General features: G+C 39.3%; 16 protein-coding genes. 11 read left to right on the top strand and 5 right to left on the bottom strand.

Annotated elements, in window-relative coordinates:
• The gene (locus F927_RS02230; protein WP_005081075.1) at window positions 1-1,362 is read left to right on the top strand and encodes a sensor histidine kinase; all 1,362 of its coding nucleotides are present in this window, start codon (window positions 1-3) and stop codon (window positions 1,360-1,362) included.
• Window positions 1,363-1,425: 63 nt separating this feature from the next.
• On the opposite strand, the gene hemP is transcribed toward F927_RS02230, so the two are convergent.
• Window positions 1,426-1,596 (bottom strand): hemin uptake protein HemP, encoded by a 171-nt coding sequence (hemP, locus tag F927_RS02225; RefSeq protein WP_004638676.1) that lies wholly within the window; start codon window positions 1,594-1,596, stop codon window positions 1,426-1,428.
• 176 nt (window positions 1,597-1,772) lie between these two features.
• Between hemP and F927_RS02220 the strand changes: the two genes are divergently transcribed.
• Window positions 1,773-2,684 carry a thiamine phosphate synthase gene (locus F927_RS02220; RefSeq protein ID WP_005081073.1) on the top strand — a complete coding sequence of 304 codons (912 nt, stop codon included), beginning with the start codon at window positions 1,773-1,775 and terminating at the stop codon, window positions 2,682-2,684.
• A 28-nt stretch (window positions 2,685-2,712) separates the two neighbouring features.
• Here F927_RS02220 and F927_RS02215 read toward each other — a convergent pair whose 3' ends face one another.
• Window positions 2,713-3,270, bottom strand: coding sequence for a tetratricopeptide repeat protein (locus F927_RS02215; protein ID WP_005081070.1), 558 nt, complete (start codon window positions 3,268-3,270; stop codon window positions 2,713-2,715).
• Between the two features lie 18 nt (window positions 3,271-3,288).
• Window positions 3,289-5,691, bottom strand: a complete 2,403-nt coding sequence (gene mrcB / locus F927_RS02210) for a penicillin-binding protein 1B (RefSeq protein ID WP_005081068.1) — start codon at window positions 5,689-5,691, stop codon at window positions 3,289-3,291.
• 221 nt (window positions 5,692-5,912) lie between these two features.
• Here mrcB and F927_RS02205 point away from each other — a divergent pair, with 221 nt between their 5' ends.
• The 6 genes from F927_RS02205 (at window position 5,913) to F927_RS02180 (ending at window position 13,415) form a co-directional block, all read left to right on the top strand.
• Window positions 5,913-6,821: an NAD(+) kinase gene (locus F927_RS02205; RefSeq protein WP_005081066.1), complete on the top strand. Its 909-nt coding sequence runs from the start codon at window positions 5,913-5,915 to the stop codon at window positions 6,819-6,821.
• Window positions 6,818-7,090, top strand: coding sequence for a YeaC family protein (locus tag F927_RS02200; RefSeq protein ID WP_004638685.1), 273 nt, complete (start codon window positions 6,818-6,820; stop codon window positions 7,088-7,090). Before F927_RS02205 ends, F927_RS02200 begins: the two co-directional genes overlap by 4 nt.
• 211 nt (window positions 7,091-7,301) lie before the next feature.
• On the top strand, window positions 7,302-10,142 hold the full coding sequence (locus tag F927_RS02195) for a type VI secretion system Vgr family protein (protein ID WP_005081064.1): 2,841 nt from the start codon (window positions 7,302-7,304) through the stop codon (window positions 10,140-10,142).
• On the top strand, window positions 10,139-11,656 hold the full coding sequence (locus F927_RS02190) for a hypothetical protein (RefSeq protein ID WP_005081062.1): 1,518 nt from the start codon (window positions 10,139-10,141) through the stop codon (window positions 11,654-11,656). The genes F927_RS02195 and F927_RS02190 overlap by 4 nt, the downstream gene beginning before the upstream one ends.
• Before the next feature lie 2 nt (window positions 11,657-11,658).
• Entirely contained in the window at window positions 11,659-12,723 is a 1,065-nt protein-coding gene (locus F927_RS02185) for an Imm71 family immunity protein (protein ID WP_005081059.1), read from the top strand.
• 242 nt (window positions 12,724-12,965) lie between these two features.
• Window positions 12,966-13,415, top strand: coding sequence for a hypothetical protein (locus F927_RS02180; protein WP_228127567.1), 450 nt, complete (start codon window positions 12,966-12,968; stop codon window positions 13,413-13,415).
• On the opposite strand, the gene F927_RS02175 is transcribed toward F927_RS02180, so the two are convergent.
• A complete protein-coding gene (locus tag F927_RS02175; protein WP_020846396.1) occupies window positions 13,412-14,410 on the bottom strand; it encodes a glycosyl transferase family protein in 999 nt (332 codons plus the stop codon). The genes F927_RS02180 and F927_RS02175 overlap by 4 nt on opposite strands.
• Before the next feature lie 247 nt (window positions 14,411-14,657).
• Here F927_RS02175 and F927_RS02170 point away from each other — a divergent pair, with 247 nt between their 5' ends.
• Complete coding sequence (locus tag F927_RS02170) at window positions 14,658-15,803, top strand: acyl-CoA dehydrogenase family protein (protein WP_005081053.1); 1,146 nt, start codon at window positions 14,658-14,660, stop codon at window positions 15,801-15,803.
• A 53-nt stretch (window positions 15,804-15,856) separates the two neighbouring features.
• Here F927_RS02170 and F927_RS02165 read toward each other — a convergent pair whose 3' ends face one another.
• A complete protein-coding gene (locus F927_RS02165) occupies window positions 15,857-16,480 on the bottom strand; it encodes a hypothetical protein (RefSeq protein WP_005081050.1) in 624 nt (207 codons plus the stop codon).
• Window positions 16,481-16,824: 344 nt separating this feature from the next.
• Between F927_RS02165 and pheA the strand changes: the two genes are divergently transcribed.
• Together pheA and F927_RS02155 are read left to right on the top strand one after the other, a co-directional pair.
• On the top strand, window positions 16,825-17,934 hold the full coding sequence (pheA, locus tag F927_RS02160; protein ID WP_005081048.1) for a prephenate dehydratase: 1,110 nt from the start codon (window positions 16,825-16,827) through the stop codon (window positions 17,932-17,934).
• Window positions 17,935-18,006: 72 nt separating this feature from the next.
• Window positions 18,007-20,256, top strand: coding sequence for a bifunctional prephenate dehydrogenase/3-phosphoshikimate 1-carboxyvinyltransferase (locus F927_RS02155; RefSeq protein WP_005081045.1), 2,250 nt, complete (start codon window positions 18,007-18,009; stop codon window positions 20,254-20,256).
• Window positions 20,257-20,375: the final 119 nt, after the last annotated feature.

The following is a 20,375-nucleotide window of genomic DNA, read 5'->3' as shown; positions in this document are numbered from 1 at the left end:
ATGAAAGTAGTGTCTTTGCAGACGAAACTAATAAAAACTTCAATGATGAGTTCAATCATTGTTGGCTGCGTGGCATTACTTTTATTCCTCATTATATCTGTTTACCAGACCATGCAAGTACAAGATGAAATCATGGATGAAATTTCAGATATGTTATTAATTTCAGATTTGACGGCAACATCTGGACAGCAAATAGATGAACTTAGTGATCAGTTTGACATTCAATATAGGTTAAGCAACCAGCATTATGTGCTCACTCAATCTGAGAAATTTCAACTTGATCAACAATATTATAAGTTTGCGATAGCACGCAATGATTATGGTTTTATTTGGCAGGATCAACAATTATGGCGTATTTATACAGCTAAAGATACTCATTCAAATATGCACGTTTTGGTGATACAACCTTTAGCTGAACGTTTTGAAGCATTATGGCATAGCATTGTTGGGTACAGCTTAATTCTCATTTTGGTATGGCTAGTACAATGGCTTATTCTATATTTGCTTATTAAACGGCAGTTTAAAATGATTCACCAATTGTCGGCACAAATTTCTGCAAGAAATGCTGATGATCTTCGTCCTATACATTCTGGTGAAATTGAACTTAAAGAATTGCAACCTATGTTGAATCAATTGAATCAATTGTTGCAACGTTTGAATCAATCATTACAAGCTGAACAACGTTTTACGGCAGATGCATCACATGAGCTGAGATCACCACTTTCAGCGATTCAAATGCGTCTACAATTATTACAACGTAAATATCCTGAACGTGCTACAGATTTTATTCAAATACAGCAGGATGTTAGTCGAGGAATTCAGACTCTAGAAAACTTACTTTTACTGGCACGTTTAGATCCTGAGCATGCTGATAATCTTCCCAAAACTCATTTTTCACTAAATGAATTGATTACTGAGGTGATGCAAGCACAAGCATTATTTGCCAATGAAAAATCAATACGATTGCATTCTCAGCTTGAAACGATAGAGAAAGATGATGTGTTTGGAAATCGTCAGTTATTGTTTAGTTGCATTCGAAATTTATTGGATAATGCAATTCGATATACGCCAAAAGATGGAAATGTCTATCTTCGACTTGAGCAATATCAGAACGTATCTGAACTGATTATTGAAAATGAAGGGGATATGATAAGTGAGGAAGTATTGGCACGATTAGGTGAACGTTTCTATCGGGCATTAGGAACGAAAACACAGGGCTCAGGATTAGGTTTGTCGATTTGTAGAAAGATAATCGAACTACATTATGGGCGAATGGAATTCTCCCAATCGACCTATGGAGGACTCAAAGTAAGTATTCAATTAAAAATAGAACAGCAAACGCCTAAACGTCATAAAGGATAAAAAAAGCAGTACGCGCTGACATACTGCTATTCCCACGTTTATTATTATCCGATTTTTATTATATTACTTTGTTAAAATCAGGCGGTTGTTGCGAGTCAAACGCAAACGGTATTCTTCTCCAGCATGCATAATCCGAATTTCACGTCCTAAGGCAAAAAGATTGTTTGAATGTAGCATTGGCAAAGATTGAGCTGAGTCTGTGCTACGAGTAAATAAGTTAAATGGTGCGTTCATTTGTTATGCTCCGTGGTGTGTTTTTTAATGCTTTAAATGATAATCATTATCGAATACACCTGTCAACGAAATTTTTGCTAATTTACAAAATCATTTATTATTTTTTATTTGGGATATGTAATTGAAATGTTCGGTTGCTTATACTTTTTATGAAATCTCAGGGATATTAAACTGTTATGGCTAAATCGATAGTTGAAGTTGCGATTGCAATTTTATTGCATAAATCAAAAGTGCTTGTCGGATGGAGGCAAGCAAATCAACATCAGGGCAATAAACATGAATTTCCTGGCGGTAAAGTCGAACAGCATGAAACGCCTGAACAGGCTTGTCGGCGTGAGATCTATGAAGAGGTTGGGATTGGTCTAAAAGATTGGCACAAATTCGATGTTATTCAGCATGAATATGATGATTTGATTGTGCGCTTACATTTATTTCATGCACATGTTCCAGATCAGTTCTTGGATTTAATTCATCAGCCATGGACGTGGTACAGCCGAGATCAATTACAGAATTTGAATTTTCCAAAGGCGAATAAGACAATCATCGAACGATTGGTATGGTCACATCTAATTAAGATCAGTGATCTTTTGCCTGCATTGCCACATAGTGATGCGCAATTTTATTGGCGTAATGAAAAGCTAAACATCGTGGAAGTTCAACAACAATTATCGGTATTGACTGATGACCAACTCAATAAGTTGATTATCAATTTTAGTCTTTGGCAACAACTTGATTCTAAATTACAAGCAAAAATTCAGACGATTCATTTAAAACAATCACAGCTTATGCGTTTTAAAAATGGTGAATTGATTGTTGGTAAGCGCTTTATCGCTGCATGTCATGATGCAGTGTCTTTAAAACATGCTCATGATATAGGTTGTGATGCTGTGTTTTTAAGTCCTGTGAATCAGACAGAGACTCATCTTGAAGCCAAAGTGTTAGGCTGGGATGGTTTTTCTGAATTGGCTGAGAATAGTGATATTCCAGTGTTTGCCTTGGGTGGTGTTGCACCTAAAGATATAGAACAAGCCCAAAAACATCATGCTTATGGGCTTGCTGGGATTCGTGAGTTTGAATCGATAGAATAGGTTCTGTTGGTATTTCACAGATCTTCGTTTACAGAGAACGAATCATTCTTCTCGCTTCATCGGCTTTTACGTTGTGATTTCGCGCTTCACTAGCACGAAGTACAATTGTCCAAAGTTGTTTTTTCATTACATTACTTTGGGCATAACTCAAACCACGTCGAGCAAGAGCTTCAGCATTTGCATATTGCTTACGTTGATCAGCAATCAATGCCAAATATAAGTATGTTTCAGCGGCTTGAGGTGCAATACGTTGTGCCTGAAGCGCAAAACGTTCGGCATCGCCAAACTGTTTTTGTTTGTACGCAGTTTGAGTCTTTTGCATCAATGTCTTGAAAGCGGGTAATTGCGCACCGTCATTGCTAAATCTTTGCTGTACCTTTTGTTCAGGCACTACGACTGGAACAGTTTGGCGCTTAATTTCTTTTTGCTCATAAGGTGTGATTTTGACGCCAGAAGGGGGTGGCGTAACTTTCTTCTGGCTATCATTCACCTTCGGAGGTGGTGTTTGAGGCGTAGGGCGTTCTGGTGTTGTGCTACAACCAGCAAGTATCATTACACCTGTTAAGAATAGCGATTTTTTAATCATTTCCAATCATCCGATCACTTAGTTATTGCCACTGTAACTACCGCTAGAGATAATGCGTGTAGAAGTTTGATTGGATAAATCAGTATCCATTTGATTTTCAGTTTCACGGATATAATTTCCGATACTGTCGTCATTACCATCATCATAATCATTCTGAGGGATATAGGTAGGCTCAACTTCGTAGTGTGATTGGCCGCAGAGGGTTGCACGACGTGGTACAGTTTGACGAAGTAGAGGAATGTACATTGCACCCTCACAACCTTGCGCTGACAGATCACCTGTAGAGCGATCAATCCATTGCCATTGGACATTATCCGTTTGACGTAAATTTACTGGTTCTTGACGAAGTTGTCTCATGACATTGGTCCAAACAGGCAATGCACCTGACGAACCTGTAAGTCCTGTAACCTTGTTGTCATCTAAACCTAACCAAACCACAGCAACATGATTTCCTGAATAACCTGCAAACCAAGAGTCGCGTGTATCGTTTGTTGTACCAGATTTACCAGCAAGATTTAATGATTCAGGTAGACTGTTATATGCAGAACGTCCAGTACCTGTACGCATGACCTGCTGTAAGCCGTAATTCAAGATATAGGCTGCTGCTGGATCAATGGTTTGTTGAACATTTAAACCAAATCGATCGAGCACGCGACCCTGAGCATCTACGACTGAACGAATTGAGCGTGTTGGATATTTAAAACCACCCGTAGCGAAGTTCCCATAGATACTGAGCACTTCCATCGGTGACATGTTTACTGCACCAAGATAAATCGAAGGATAGGCCGGAATATCTGAGTTTACTCCAAACTGTTTTAGCTTATTACTAAATGAAGAAAGACCAAATTCATTTGCTAAACGCACAGTTGAAAGGTTATAGGAGTTAGCCAGCGCTTGTTGCATCGGCACGATACCATTTTCATTGCCACTATAATTTTTGGGTGACCAGCTTTTACCACCATCAATTGGAATATTGACAGCCGTGTCTTCAACTGGGCTTGCCCATGTATAGCGGCCAGATTCAATCGCATTTAAGAAAATGACAGGTTTTAATAGAGAACCAACTTGACGTTTTGCATCAATTGTACGGTTAAAGCCAGTAAAGTCTTGAGTTGAACCAACTGCTGCAATTAACTCACCATTTTCAGGGTGAGCAACTAAAATAGCCCCTTGTAAGTCTTTAAGACGAGCAGGATTACGTTGAGCCAAGCGTTCAACTGAGTTTTTAAATACAGTCTGTACTTTGGTTTGTGCAATTGGATCAAGTGTAGTGAAAATCCTTAAACCCTGATTAGTTATGTCACTTTCTTGGTATTCCGTACGTAATTGACGGCGAACAATATCGAGGAAATCTGGGAATTTAGCTGGTCCAACGGTTGGTTTGCTAATAACATTGAGCGGACGAGCAATCTCATCTTGATATTCTGCTTCTGTTAAATAACCCATGACCATCATATTGTTTAAAACGACATCACGACGCTTTTTAGCTGCTTCAGGATTCCGCCAAGGATTATAAAGAGAAGGGCCTTGTACTAAACCTACCAAAAATGCTTGTTGAGAAATGTTGAGCTCACGCAGAGGTAAGCCAAAGTAGAATTGTGATGCTAGTCCGTAACCATTAATTGAATAGTTACCATTTTGACCTAAATTTACTTCGTTTAAATAAGTTTCTAGGATTTCATCTTTACTGTAATGAAATTCAATCAACAATGCCATGAGTGCTTCATTGGCTTTACGTTTAAGCGTTTTTTCTGGAGATAAATAAAAATTCTTAACGAGTTGTTGCGTCAGGGTAGATCCCCCTTGACGTTTACCACCTGTAGCATTACTCACCAAAGCACGAGCTGTACCACGTAGTGAAACACCATGGTGCTGGTAAAAATTACGATCTTCCGTTGAAATTAAGGCTTCAATCAACGTTTTAGGCACGCGATCAAGTTTAATTAGCACACGATCTTCATTATGTTGAGGATAAATCCCGCCGATCAGCATCGGCTCTAAACGAGCAATACCAGTACTTGAAGGTTTAGTTGAACGAATATCTCCAACACGACCATCTGAAAAACCAACTTCTAATACTTGCTCAGGTTCAGTACTGTCGCCATAGTCAAAACCACGCGTATGCACATAAAGTTTATTACCTTGTGTGACATAACTGCCTGACTTTTCGTAATTGCTAGTGTTTGTATAACCCAGTAATTTTAGTTCTTGAATGAAGTTTTCTTGGGTAATTGGCGCATTCGCATAGACCTCCAACGGGCGAGCAAATACTTTAGCAGGGATATCCCAGCGCTGACCTTCAAACTTATTGCGAATAATATTATCTAATCGGATCAGATAGATACTAAAGGCAACAAATATACCGATCACTAAAATTAAAAAGATTAGGCCTATAAAACCGATACCACGTTCACACTTCATAGATTTGCGTTAAAACAAAAACAATGTGGCTAATGATGCGTAGCTTATGAGCATTTTGCAATCACAAAACTGTGAATAAATAGCAACATGCAACAAAATCTTTCAAAACAAGTGGAGAATCACTGCATTAAAAACACAGAATCTACATTTTTATAGTTTTTAATCAATCATCAACGAATAATGATATGATATGCGAGAATCGCAACGGAGCCACATTTTTCGTGCAAATTTCACATAAATCCTTTCGAAATATTGGTCTAATTGGGCGACCAGATAAGTATTCTGTTGTAGAAACGTTATGTCTCATTCATGATCATTTAATTACTTTAGGGCTAAATCCTGTCTTTGATCAAGAAACATCACAATTGGTTCCATACAGCCACGGACAAACCGTAAGCCGTAACTTATTGGGTGAGGTGGTTGATCTTGTCGTCGTTGTGGGCGGTGATGGATCTTTATTGCATGCCGCTCGCGCCTTAGTTCGATATAATACTCCTGTAATTGGCATTAACCGTGGTCGATTAGGCTTTTTAACTGATATCAAACCTGCGGAAGCTATTTTTAAACTTGATCAAGTGTTACAAGGTCAATTTCAATTGGATCGCCGTTTCTTGTTGGAAATGGAAGTTCGCACCAATAATGAAACGATCTATGATGCGATTGCCTTAAATGATGTGGTCTTGCACTCTGGAAGATCGGTTCATATGATTGATTTTGAATTGAGTATTGATGGACAATATGTATATCGGCAACACAGTGATGGTTTGATTGTTTCGACACCAACGGGTTCAACTGCATATGCATTGTCAGGTGGTGGTCCGATTTTGCATCCGAGTATGGATGCGATTGCTTTAGTTCCAATGCACCCGCATACATTATCATCTCGTCCGATTGTTGTAGGTGGTCATAGCGAAGTTAAAATCACGATTCGTGAAAATCGTGTTTTACCAATGGTCAGTGCTGACGGACAACATAGCGTTGCGTTAAATGTTGGTGATACTGTACATATTCGAAAACATCCATTTAAACTAAGCTTATTACATCCGCCTGGTTATGACTTCTATATGGCATGTCGTACTAAACTAGGCTGGAATCAAGATTTCGAATCTTTTCAACAGGATGAATCATGAATATTGAACAAATGCTCGCTATTTTAAATCCTGAGATTGTAGAGCGATTAAAAACAGCCGTGGAAATCGGTAAATGGCCAAATGGTGTTGCTTTGACTAAAGAGCAACGTCAAACATGTATGCAAGCTGTTTATGCATGGGAAATAGAAAATCTTCCAGAAGAACAGCGTAGCGGTTATATTGATCGTGGCAGCAAAGAAGAAGGTGAAGAATGTGATGATGATCATCATAAAAATGAGCCTGAGTTCAAGCCGATTCGTTTCGTGTAATGACGCTTAAGAAATATTAAATGTCTCGATATTTTCGGGACATTTTTTTATCGTTTGATTTAATCATGACGAATAGACCAGAAATGAGACGATTTAAATAAATTGCAATAAAATAAGACAAAAATTGTCACAAATAGACGGGACGGTCTGAACATCTGATCGAATTTTCCTGTAAAATGCCCTCACGTTTAAAAAAACTCAATAAGAAGCGATGTTCAAGACTATTTATGCTGCATTAGAACAACTCGGCTTAACCGCACAAAAACGTGCGATACACATACAATTTGCCAATCCGAGCTTAAATCAACAAGTCTTCCTCCAAAAAATTCAAGGTCAGCATGCCATTAATCAGGGCATGACTGCAGAACTGATCTGCCTATCAACTAACGCCCACATCCCATTAAAACAGTTCATCGGTTGTCAGGCAGCGATAGACCAAGTTACTGATACAGGTACACTATTTAGAACCACAGGGATTATCACAGAAGCCGTACAAGGACAATCTGACGGTAGCCTCACGCTGTATAAACTCAAACTCCATGATGCAACCGCGCTGTGGCATAAACGCCGAAACAGCCGCGTGTTTATGAATAAAAATGTACTCGACATCGTACAAACCCTATTCAAAGAATGGCAACAACGCAGCCCACTATTTGCATCAAGTCTTACACTCGACCTTGGTGGGATCAAACAAGACTACGATATCCGTCCCTTTGTGATGCAAGCCAATGAAAGCGACTATGACTTCATTACCCGACTGCTTAGAAGCGAAGGCATTAACTGGCTGATCGATGAAGTACAACTGAACGTTGCCAACAGCACCAGTTCAATCCAAGCCCAAAAACTCCGCTTGATCGATGACAACAGCCAATACCAAGCCTTAAATCGAAGAACAATTCGCTACCACCGTAGCAGTGCCACCGAACAATACGACAGCATGACCAGCCTCATTGCAGAACGTGCGCTACAACCCACAGCAGTCCATATCCAACGTTGGCAAGCCGATGCCTTAGAACAAGAAGACGGAGCAGGTAGCGTTCAAAGCAAACACCAACATAGTCAACAACACGACAACGCCAGCTTAGGACTCGAAGACGCATGGCACTTCACCCCCGCATGGATGCAAGACCTGAATGGTGAAGATGGTGCAACAGCATCAGGCAACACCCAAATCGAAAAACTGAACCAACACCTCAGTCACTACCACGATGCCCAAGCCAAACAATTTATCGCCAGTACTACAGTGCGAGACACCCAAGTAGGCTACTGGTTTAAACTCAACGAACACCCAGAGATCGATCAACACAGTGGTGCAGACCAAGAATTTCTAATCACCGCCAAAAGCTACTACAACCAAAACAACCTACCAAAAGACTTACAACAACAAGTCCATCAACTGATCACCCAAAGCCAATGGCAAGATCACCAAAACACAAACCCAGAAGAACGCCAAGCCAACCAACTGACGCTACAACGCCGAAATATTAAAACCGTACCCGAATACCATCCACTGCAACACCGTCCAGCTGCTCACCCACAACGTGCCAGAGTAGTGGGACCCGAAGGCGAAGAAATCCATGTGGATGAATGGGGACGAATCAAAGTTCGCTTCCTGTTTACCCGCAATGACGACCATAGCCACGATGGTGGTGCAGGCAGCAACAACAACGATACCGATTCAGCTTGGGTGGATGTACTCACTCCTTGGGCAGGCGAAGGCTATGGCGCACGCTTCCTACCCCGCATTGGAGAAATCGTCGTCATCGACTTCTTTGATGGCAACATTGACCGTCCCTTTGTCACAGGACGACTCCACGAAGCACAACGCAGTCCAACAAAATTCGATGACCAAGGCAAATTACCTGATACCAAAAAACTGGCAGGGATCAAATCCAAAGAATACCAAGGTTCAGGCTACAACCAACTGCGCTTTGATGACACTACAGGACAGATCAGTGCCCAACTACAAAGTAGCCATGCAGCCAGTCAACTCAATCTCGGCAAGCTGAGCCATCCCAAAGCCCAAGCAGAAAGCGAAGACCGAGGCGAAGGCTTTGAACTCCGCACAGACCAATGGGGTGCGATTCGAGCAGGCGAAGGCTTACTGATCAGCACCCATGCACAAGACCAAGCACAAGGCGAACACCTTGAAGCGCAAACAGCCAAACAACAGCTGGAAGGCAACCAAAACAATGCCAAAGCCCTGAGTGAAGTGGCAAAGAACCAACAAACGGATGAATTAGAATCAGTAGAGCAATTACAGGCATTTGCAGAACAAATCCAAGAGAAGATAGCCCGCTTTGAACAAGCGATGCTGTTACTTAGCTCACCGAATGGCATCGGACTTAGCACCTCAGAAGACATACATCTGTCCGCGGATGGACAACTGAACCAATTTGCAGGCGACAGTATTAACCTGACCACCCAAAAGAACTTGATTGCCCAAGCCAGCCAAAAGATCAGTCTATTTGCAGCACAAAATGGAATTAAACAAGTTGCAGGCAAAGGCAAGGTTGAGATACAGGCACAAGGCGATGGTTTAGATATATTAGCGAAAGCTGGAATACAAATTATCTCGACAGAGGATACAGTTTATTTTAATAGCCCGAAGGAAATTGTATTAAAGGCAGAGAGTTCTGAGCTCAAATTGAATGGTTCGGGGATCTTTCCAACGACGGGTGGAAAGTTTGAGGTAAAGGCGGGGCAGCATTTGTTTGTGGGGGGGCAGAAAGTACCCATAGATATCCCTTTGATGCCAAATGAAATTAGAAAACAGCTGTTATTACAATACCATGATCAAGAACCAGTTCAGGGCGCAAATTTTACAATTAAATATGCAAATGGGCAGCGTTATTCTGGAATAACGAATAACAAAGGAATTGCAGATATTCAAGATGCACCAGAAGGTGAAGCGGTTGTTACTTTTGGTGAAGATCAAAGACCATATCAGGTCATAGCTATAGCAGATGAAAACCCTGAACATAAAGCAGACTGGGCAATGGATGATTTTGAAGCCTCTTATCAGCAAGCACTGAAGGAAAAGAATAAATGAGTAGTGCAGAGAAGAAGATAGCAATCATTGAAATCGGCTCAGACATTTGGAGTAGAGCGACGCAAGCTGGTAACCAAATTGTAGGTGGTGCGAAACAGGTTAAAGATGGTGTAGTTGCTGGAGGAAAATGGATTGGTGGTGCTTTACAGGGAGAGTTTAACGATAAAGCAACTGTAGGTCAGATTTTTATTGATGCTGCAATAAGTATGTTTCCTGTAGCTGGTGAAGTAACAGCAGCACGAGACTTGGTTGCAATTTTGATGAAGATGGCGGATGACAAAAAAGAAGCTTCTGAAGTTATTAATTGGGTCAAAATTATTTTATGTTTATTGCCAATTATTCCGATTTTTGGAGGTATTTTAAAAGGAATTGGTCGTCTCTTAATCACAGTGATGAAAGATGCAACAAAGGTTGCTGAAGTGGCTGCTGCTATACTCGCCTTTTTAAGAAAAATGGGTTATGGCAACTCGGTTCAATTCATTCAAAAACTTAATTTCGCCCAATACCAAGGTAAAATTTTGTCTGAATTTAAGAATGGCCTTTCACGTATGAAAGATGGCTTTGCTTTTATTAGCCAGAAAATGGGTGGAGCATTACCAGAAAGTGTCAGTGTTTATGTGAATTCAATGGGGCCAAAATTAGATGAGTTGGGACGTCTTGCAGATAAGATGATTCCTTCAGCTATTAAAGAGTTGGATCAAGCATTAAATAAAGTTCGTACTGAGATCATTCGTCAAATGAATGAGGCAGGTGCGAAGATTGGCGGTACTCAGACCAAAGTGATGACCACTGAAGCTCGTCTAAGTTCGACAGCATCTAAAGCGATTGCAAGTAAAGGGCATACGCCTGCACCTTTGAGTCATTTTGAGCCAGTAGAAGGCTATACTGATTTAAGGAAAAATCTTAGTTGGGTTATTAATACATTTAGTGAAAAGGCTCCGATCGAAGCAAAGACTTTTAAACCAGGGAGAAAAATAAATATTAACCGAGTACTAGATTCATCTGATCCAAAACCTTTTGGATTATTTTGGGGGGATAAACTACCTAAAAATGGCACAGAATGGCGGTTAGATTGCGCTGTTAAATCAGAATGGTCAAAAAATGGAATTTATATTGAGTTGGAGAGAATTCCAACCGTAAGTGAACTAAAGTCTATGGGGATAAAGGTGCCGAATGACTGGGATGGATTAAAAGTATGGGAAGGGAAAATTGCAGAACAAGTTGATTTAGAAAATAAACTTGGGACAGGTTTATTACTACCCGGTGGCGCCACACAATTAGTGATTGATTTTTATCATCCGAGCAATGTCCCAATAAAACAATATATTGAAAAAATTTCAAAAGGCTTTAAAAAAACCAATTGGCCTGATGCTGTTTTACCAACAGATATCTCCACAACAGTGAAATATTTAGAGGAATTGGAACGCTCTAAAAAAATTGCACAGCAAGGACAAGTACAGAGAAGCATTTCATCAACAGGACGAGCAAACAGTCGTAACGAGGAGTCAAGATAAACGTGAAAACCAATGAGATTAAACGGGAAAAAGCCATAGATTTGAATAAGATATACTCAAGTTATTCTTTTTTTAAGAAAATATATGATCTACATGCTGACTTTGTTAGAGAGTTTGAACGACTTTTAAGAAATCCTACAAATGAGATTAAAGAAAATTATAGTGAAAACTATGAGAAACAATACGTAATGTATTTAAATGTATTGAATAATCAAGAAAAAGCGTTAGAACTTTTTTTTAGAACACCATATAAAAATGAAATATATCCTTTGTTTTTTGAAGGCGGAATAAAAGGAGTAATATTTGGCCGTTATGGAGATGAGAAAGATTTAGCTAATGATCCTTTATATATTGAACTAGGTATACGTGGGAGAGATGGTAGTCTATTTGAAGAACCATATCATATTGGGGCTATTAAAAAGCTTCTTATAGCATCTGAAATGCTAGATATAGCAAAAATTACAGTTTCATCAGATTATAAGTATGCACAATATTTTCTGCCTAAAAATTTAGATAAATTATTTCAAAAATGGAGTTTTGAATCATTGTTTGAATTAAGTTATTGGCCTTTATATAAAGAAAATATTATAGATAAAGTGAGTAGCTCATTAGAATGCAAGAGTTTTGACACAATTGTTATAGAATCCGACCATGAAATATCTATAACTGGCATTTATGAGGCAAAACTAGATGGTGGGGATAAAGGCTGCCCTAATTACTTTTATCAAGGAACCATTGCACCAAAATATAGTAATGGAGATATACAGAAATCTAAATCTACCGAATGGAACTTAATTTGGGAAGATAAACGTTATTTGGATGGAACGATTCCAGAAGAGGAGAAAACATATATTTTTAATATTGAAAATATTAATGCCAAGGCTGATACCAACATAGAAGCTACCGAGAAACTGAGTGTACGAGCAGGTCAAGTATGCCCAAAAACTGGTTACTGGTTTACAGTCGCACAAGAAAATTCACGACAATATTTTAAGCAAGGTGAAATCTTACCTGAGCTTAAAACTCAGGATTGGGGTGAGGTATATTGGCAGTTTGATAGTGAATAGATGGAATGTTGGTTGAATTTGGGATGGAAATAATACACCAATTTTAAATTTTCCCTCAAAAAATATTTAATTGAATTTTATTTTGGGGGTAAGTCATGCCTATAATTTATTTTATGTGTTTGTTATTAAGTGTGCTCTGTTTTTCTCATTTTAACCCATTCATATTGTTGATTTTTAGTGTCATTACACTCAGTTTTTATTGGTTTTGTTATTACTTAAAATTGAGCAAAATTCAGATTTGTTTGTCTTATATTTATGGAGGTCTAGTAATAGGGTTGCTTTTAAGGTTAACTATCTATTTTTGGCTAAGTAAAAATTATCATTTGTTTATATTGCTGCCAATTATTGCAGTTATTCTAATTATTGTTTATGAAGAGTTATTTAAAAAGAATTATTCACTGAATCCTAGTTTTTTTTCTGAGGATAAAAATTTTGAAATAGTCAAAAATAAACAACAGATTGAAGAGTTTTTTAGTAATCCAGAGCGGCTTATTGGTACCTCTATAAACGAAATAGAAAAACCCCATAATGCAGGACTTTGCAATCTGTTTGGGAGTTATGACTTTGGCATAGCTTATCATGAGTGGTATACAAAGAAGCATAAGATAGAAGTGATAACCAAAAATGAGATCTGTATTGAAATTTCAGTGATTAAAGGCGACTTCACTGAGAAATCGCTTCACTCATTCTAATTTAAACGACTATCCCAAAGAACTTTAGCCTTTACCATGGCTTCATCGTAGCTGTTGACAGCGCCCATTGTATAAAGTGCGATTCCCATAGTCTCTATGATTGCCATTTCACCATATTCGTGTGTTTGCTCACCGAGCCAAACAGCTTTAAATACTGCAAGATCAAGTTCCTCTTCGATTGGGCTACGATCAGGCGTCAGTTTTGGTAATTCATGCTCATATAACTCCCCATTTTTTATTCCACAAATAAGTGTCTTGGCATCAGGATTACGTTCAAACTCACCACCTTCACCCTTAATCACTGCACTATTTTGATAACCTAAACGAAAAGCGGTTTGCTGGTGTGAAGTACGATAAGCAGGATGGAAAATAGCTTGTAAAGTTGCCTTAGCATTGAATGGATTAATTAAACGCGCAAGTGTGTGAATCGGAGAGCGTAAGCCCATCACGTTTCTCAGTGAAATAAGCTCACTTAGAATTGGTGAGATGACTTCTAGTGGCAGATAGGCAAAATTATGCTGATTAAGTTGAGTGCTGACATCTTGTTCATTTTGGCAAATAGAATAGCCTAAGTATTGAAGAACTTGCTCAGTATAAACACGGTTAATGGTGTGACCTGATGCACCATGCATAACGATCTTGTAACCATGATGTGCCAAAGTTAGTGCTGCTAATAAAAACCAAGGATAGTGTTTACGTTTACCGGCATACGATGACCAGTCTAAATCGACATCAAGTGGGGCAAAGTTCAATTGATCACGGGTCGCTTGAACAAAACCAGCAAGTTCATCTACAGATTCCTCTTTAACACGTAAAAGCATTAAAAAAGCACCAAGCTGTACATCAAGTACTTCATTTTTCAAAATCATGCTAAATGCTTGATAAGCTTCTTCATAGCTAAGTGAGCGAGAACCTGTCTTGCCTTTCCCTAAAATACGGACATATTGTGCAAAGGGATGTTCAGCAGTTTTATAGATATTTCGTTTTGTGTTCATGATCGGATTTAAGACGTCGCTAGCAGTGAAATTAATATGACATAAAAGCAGCATGTTTAGCGGAAAAATTCAGTTGTGCTGTTTAATCATTAATCAATTGTGCGTCAATTTGCGTGATTGCAAATAAAATAATTGACCGAATGAGTCTAGTGATTTGATGCAAACGGAACATGACATCTAGCCTAAAAATCATTAGCATGACTGCGAAGTGATTTTTTAAGAAAAATGAAATCGAAAGGAAATAATGATGTTAGCTTACGATGCAGATTTGGAACTCTTCCGCGATAACTTTAAACGTTTTATGAGCGAACATATTGCACCTCATTATGAACAATGGGAACGAGAAGGGCTTATGCCTCGTTCTGTTTGGAACTTATTAGGTGAAAATGGTTTCTTGTGTGTAGATGTGCCAGAAGAATATGGTGGTTATGGTGTACCAACGCATTATTCATTGATGTTAGTAGAAGAATCTGCACGTGCAGGTTATTGCGCATTATCAACCGCGATTTCATGTCACTCTGAAATTGCAGCACCATATATTCAACATATTGGTACAGAAGAGCAAAAGCAATACTGGCTACCTAAAATGGTATCTGGTGAAGCTGTTGGCGCGATTGGGATGACTGAACCGGGTGCTGGTTCAGATTTACAAGCAATGCGTACGAGTGCCATTTTGCAAGATGATCATTATTTATTGAATGGCTCTAAAACTTTTATTTCAAATGGTCAACATGCGGATGTTGTGGTACTTGCGGTAAAAACCGATCCACAAGCACGTGCTAAAGGCGTATCTTTATTGTTGGTCGATACCCATCTGGATGGATTTAAGAAGGGAACAAATTTAGACAAGATCGGTTTACATTCGCAAGATACTTCAGAATTGTTCTTTGATAATGTAAAAGTACCTAAAGACCAATTACTTGGTAACGCAGGTTCAGGTTTTGCTTATTTGATGCAAGAGTTACCACGCGAACGTACTGCAATTGCATCAACTGCTTTGGGTGCCATTCGCGGAGCAATTGATTTAGCAACGACCTATGTAAAAGAGCGTCAAGCTTTTGGTCAAGCAATTGCGCAATTCCAAAATACACGTTTCGTGTTGGCTCAAGCAAAGATTGACGAATTAGCAACGGCAGCGTTCTACAACCAAAATGTTGAATTGTATATGCAAGGTAAATTGGATGTTGAAACTGCTGCGGCATTGAAGAGCTTCAGTACTGATATGCAGATGAAAGTTGCAGATAACTTGCTTCAACTCTTCGGTGGTTATGGTTATATGATTGAATATCCGATTTCTCGTTTCTTTGTAGATGCACGTATCCAACGTATTTACGGTGGTACCAACGAGATTATGAAAGAAATCGTAGCACGTGGATTGATTGGAAAATCTTAATTTATCCAGATTATTCAGCCTGCTTTTGAGTAGGCTGTTTTTTCTAAATAATATTAGTTGGTCGTTTTATAAATAATAGGATAGTTCTGTTGTCTCGGTAGTTTGTGCAGAGCCTTGTTGATCTTCATTAAAAAATCGTCTGCTTGATCTTGGTTTGGCCAATCATCGTTGTATTGACTCCTTTTTTGTATATTTACCCCGCAACCACGTATTTCCATATTTTCAGGGTTAAACGACCAATCATTGGGGTTCGTTAAAGTGATATCCAAAGCGCTTCGACAACTTTGCCATAATACGACAAATTCATTGGTCGATTGAGGGGAGAATCCCTCAGCAGGATAAACTGAAAAACCTTTCATTTCTGAATTGAAAAATTTTGTAAACCTATAAGAAGGCATATCGCCCCAGAGTATTGCAGTATCGGGAGGTAATTGAATAGCAGTAAGGTTTTGTTCCGCTAAAGCATGTGTTTGTTGTTCTTTTTGAAATGAGTGCTTTGTTTGGTATTTCAACTTGGTTTGAGCTGGAATTGTGATGCCGCGGACTTGAGTTGTAGTCTGAGTCATATAATAAGGTGATGTATCACGGCTACAACCTGTAGGGTTATAGCAACCAATACAGCCAGTCAAAAGAATACTGTTTAGACTGAATATGGTTATCAATAAGATTTTATTCATTTCAAGTTACTATTCTTATTTCATTTAATTTCATCATAACTCAAGAACGAAGCGGCAGTATTCAATTGTTATGCGGTCAATGCTTAAAAAAAAACTGAACATCAGACATTATGTCTCTGTGCTGTTCATCTATGCCTACTGTCGTCAATTATAAGATTTAGATGTTTATGGGCTTGTTTAACCAATTTGCTTGGCGATGAATGCCTAATCAATAAATCATTCATAAAAAGAGTTAAAACTCAGCGTGTTTAATCATATAAAGTCTTGTTATACTAGCTCGGGAAATCAATTCATAGATGAATTGTAATCCATTTTTATAGATGATTTTGCTGAGGCTACATTCAATGGTAAACGATGGACAGAACACATCGACGTCACTTAACTTAGAACAAATTCGTAATGATATTGATAGTGTTGATCAACAAATCCAAGAATTACTAAATCGCCGCGCTTCGTTGGCTGAGGCAGTAGCTAAGGCGAAATTTGCAGCAGAAGAGAATCCATTATTTTATCGTCCAGAACGTGAAGCGCAGGTATTACGTAAAGTCATGGAACGCAATCAAGGACCATTATCTGATGCGACGATGGCTCGATTATTCCGTGAGATTATGTCTGCTTGTTTGGCGCTTGAAGCACCGCAAAGCATTGCATTCTTAGGGCCAGAAGGAACATTTACGCAATCGGCTGTTTTGAAACATTTTGGGCAAGATGCTATCGTGCGTCCGTTACCAACCATTGATGAAGTGTTCCGTGAAGTTGAGGCGGGTAGTGCACATTATGGTGTAGTGCCAGTTGAAAACTCATCTGAAGGAATCGTAAACCATACCCTTGATTGTTTTAAAGCATCGACTTTAAATGTCATTGGTGAGGTAGAACTTCGGATTCATCATCAATTTCTTGTATCAGAAAATACCCGCAAAGATAGTATTAAACAGATTTATGCGCATCAGCAGACTTTAGCACAGTGCCGTAAGTGGTTGGATGCTCATTATCCCGGTGTAGAGCGTGTTGCCCTAAATTCTAATGCAGAGGCTGCACGTCGTATTCGTAATGAATGGCATTCTGCTGCGATTGCATCTGACATTGCGGCGAATATGTATAATCTTGAGATTTTACATAGCAATATTGAGGATAACCCAGAAAATACGACGCGATTCCTTGTGATTGGTCGTGAAAAAATTCCTCAAAGTGGTAATGATAAAACCTCTTTATTGATCTCAGCACATGATCGTGCAGGTGCTTTATTAGAGATCCTTGCGCCATTTGCGAAGCATCAAATCAGCTTAACTAGTATTGAAACGCGCCCAGCTTTACCTGAAAAATGGGCCTATGTGTTCTTTATTGATTTAGAAGGTCATATTGATCAAGCTAATGTAGCTGCAGCTTTAGACGAAATTCGTCCGATGGTTAAAGAGCTGCGAGTACTGGGTTCTTATCCAATCGCTGTTTTATAATTTTTGACCGTATGGGTAGGTGGTTTATACATCTATCCATATCAAAATCGTCTTATTAGGCCAATATGTTTTATGTCTCAACCATTATTTAAAAAAGTTGCATTTATTGGACTTGGACTGATTGGGTCTAGTCTTGCTCGTGTGATTGTGGCAGAACAACTTGCATCTGAAATTGTCGCTTCAACACGCTCAAAGAAAACTTTAGATGACGCAAAAGCATTGGGTATTATTCAAGAAGGTTATGCAAATCCTGAAGAAGCTGTTGTAGGTGCTGACTTAATTGTTTTGGCACTACCTGTGCGTGCAACTCAAAAGGTACTCGAACAGATCAAGCCTTATCTGGACCAAAATGCCATCATTACCGATGTGGGAAGTACCAAAGGCAATGTTGTTGAGGCTGCAAAAGCCGTGTTTGGTGAGCGTCTACCGGTTGGTTTTGTTCCTGGACATCCGATCGCAGGTGCTGAACATACAGGTGTGCATGCAGGCAAAGTCGATTTATTTGCAAATCATAAAGTGATTTTGACACCAGTTGCTATAAGTGCGGATTGGGCGGTCGAAAAGCTGATTCAGCTTTGGTCTGCTGCGAAAGCTGAAGTCATCTGTATGGATGTGACCAAACATGATGAAGTATTGGCACACACCAGTCATTTACCACATTTGATGGCTTTCAATCTAGTAGAGCAATTGGCGAACCGTGAAGATAATTTAGATATCTTCCGTTATGCTGCGGGTGGTTTTCGAGACTTTTCTCGAATCGCAGCCAGTGATCCACAAATGTGGCATGATATTTTTTTCGCCAACAAAACTGCGATTTTGAATGCTGTAGAAGGTTTTGAACAGCAACTTTCAGTGTTGAAAAAACTGATCGAACAGGAAGATTCACAAGCGTTGATGGGATTGCTTGGGCATGCTCAAGCTGCTCGTCAACACTTTAACCATATGTTAGCCAAAAAACCTTTGATGGAGAAAAACAAGGTGACACAGCAATTTAGCATTTTACCGGGAAAGAAAACATTTACAGGTAAATTCACCGTACCAGGTGACAAGTCTGTGTCACATCGCTCAATCATGTTGGGAGCGATTGCTGAAGGCACAACGCATGTGACAGGTTTCTTAGAGGGTGAAGATGCATTGGCAACTTTACAAGCTTTCCGTGACATGGGTGTAAGCATCGAAGGTCCGAAGAATGGTGAAGTCACGATTCATGGTGTCGGTATGCATGGCTTGAAAGCCCCTGCAAGCGCTTTATATATGGGTAACTCTGGTACAAGCATGCGTTTATTGTCTGGCATGTTGTCAGCGCAAAAGTTTGATTCTGTGATGACAGGTGATGCATCATTGTCTAAACGTCCAATGGAGCGTATTGCCAAGCCACTTCGTGAAATGGGTGCTCAGATTCAAACCACCGGTGAAAAAGGTACACCACCAGTAAGTATTACAGGTAACCAAGCGCTTAAAGGGATTCAATACGATTTACCAATGGCTTCGGCCCAAGTGAAGTCTGGAATTTTATTGGCAGGTTTATGGGCAGAAGGTGTAACTTCAGTGACTGAACCTGAACCAACACGTGATCATACTGAACGTATGTTACGTGCCTTTGGATATGATGTGAAAACTGAAGGCAATAAAATTTCTCTTGTGGGCGGTGGTAAGTTAGTCGGTACGAATATTCAAGTTCCTTCTGATATTTCTTCTGCTGCGTTCTTTATGGTTGGTGCTGCGATTACTGAAGGTGCAGATGTTGTACTGGAAGCGGTCGGTATTAACCCAACACGTACAGGTGTCATTGAAATCCTAAAACAAATGGGTGCTGACCTAACTGTTGAAAATGAACGTATCGCTGGCGGCGAACCGATTGCAGATATTCATATTAAAGGTTCAAGAACGTTAAAAGGCATTCATATGCCTGAAGATCAAGTGCCATTGGCAATTGACGAATTCCCAGCATTATTTATTGCTGCGGCTTGTGCAGAAGGTCAAACTGTTTTAACGGGTGCTGCTGAACTTCGTGTTAAAGAATCTGACCGTATTCAAGTGATGGCAGATGGTTTGAAAATCATGGGTATCGATTGCACGCCAACAGAAGATGGCATCATCATTGAAGGTAAGGGCAAGTCTGGTGATTGGTCAGCAATCTTTAATGGTGGTGAAATTGAATCTCACCATGATCATCGTATTGCAATGAGTTTTAGTATTGCTGGTCTGAGAACAGCTGGTGCGATTACGATTCATGGTACTGAAACAGTTGCAACAAGTTTTCCGACGTTTACGGAACTTGCAAACACAGCAGGTCTTGATTTGAAAGTTGTAGAAGCTTAAGCAATTTTTGATTGCAATATAACTTAAAATGAAATCTATTTAAAAACGAGCCAAGCTAAAACTTGGCTCATTTTTTATCATATGTAGTAAGAATAGCTTAGAGTTGAAAAAAATAAGTT

The sequence above is a fragment of the Acinetobacter haemolyticus CIP 64.3 = MTCC 9819 genome (assembly GCF_000369065.1).
Taxonomy (GTDB): domain Bacteria; phylum Pseudomonadota; class Gammaproteobacteria; order Pseudomonadales; family Moraxellaceae; genus Acinetobacter; species Acinetobacter haemolyticus.
Note: the sequence above shows the minus strand (reverse complement) of the source record. Positions and strands in the feature narration are given on the sequence as shown.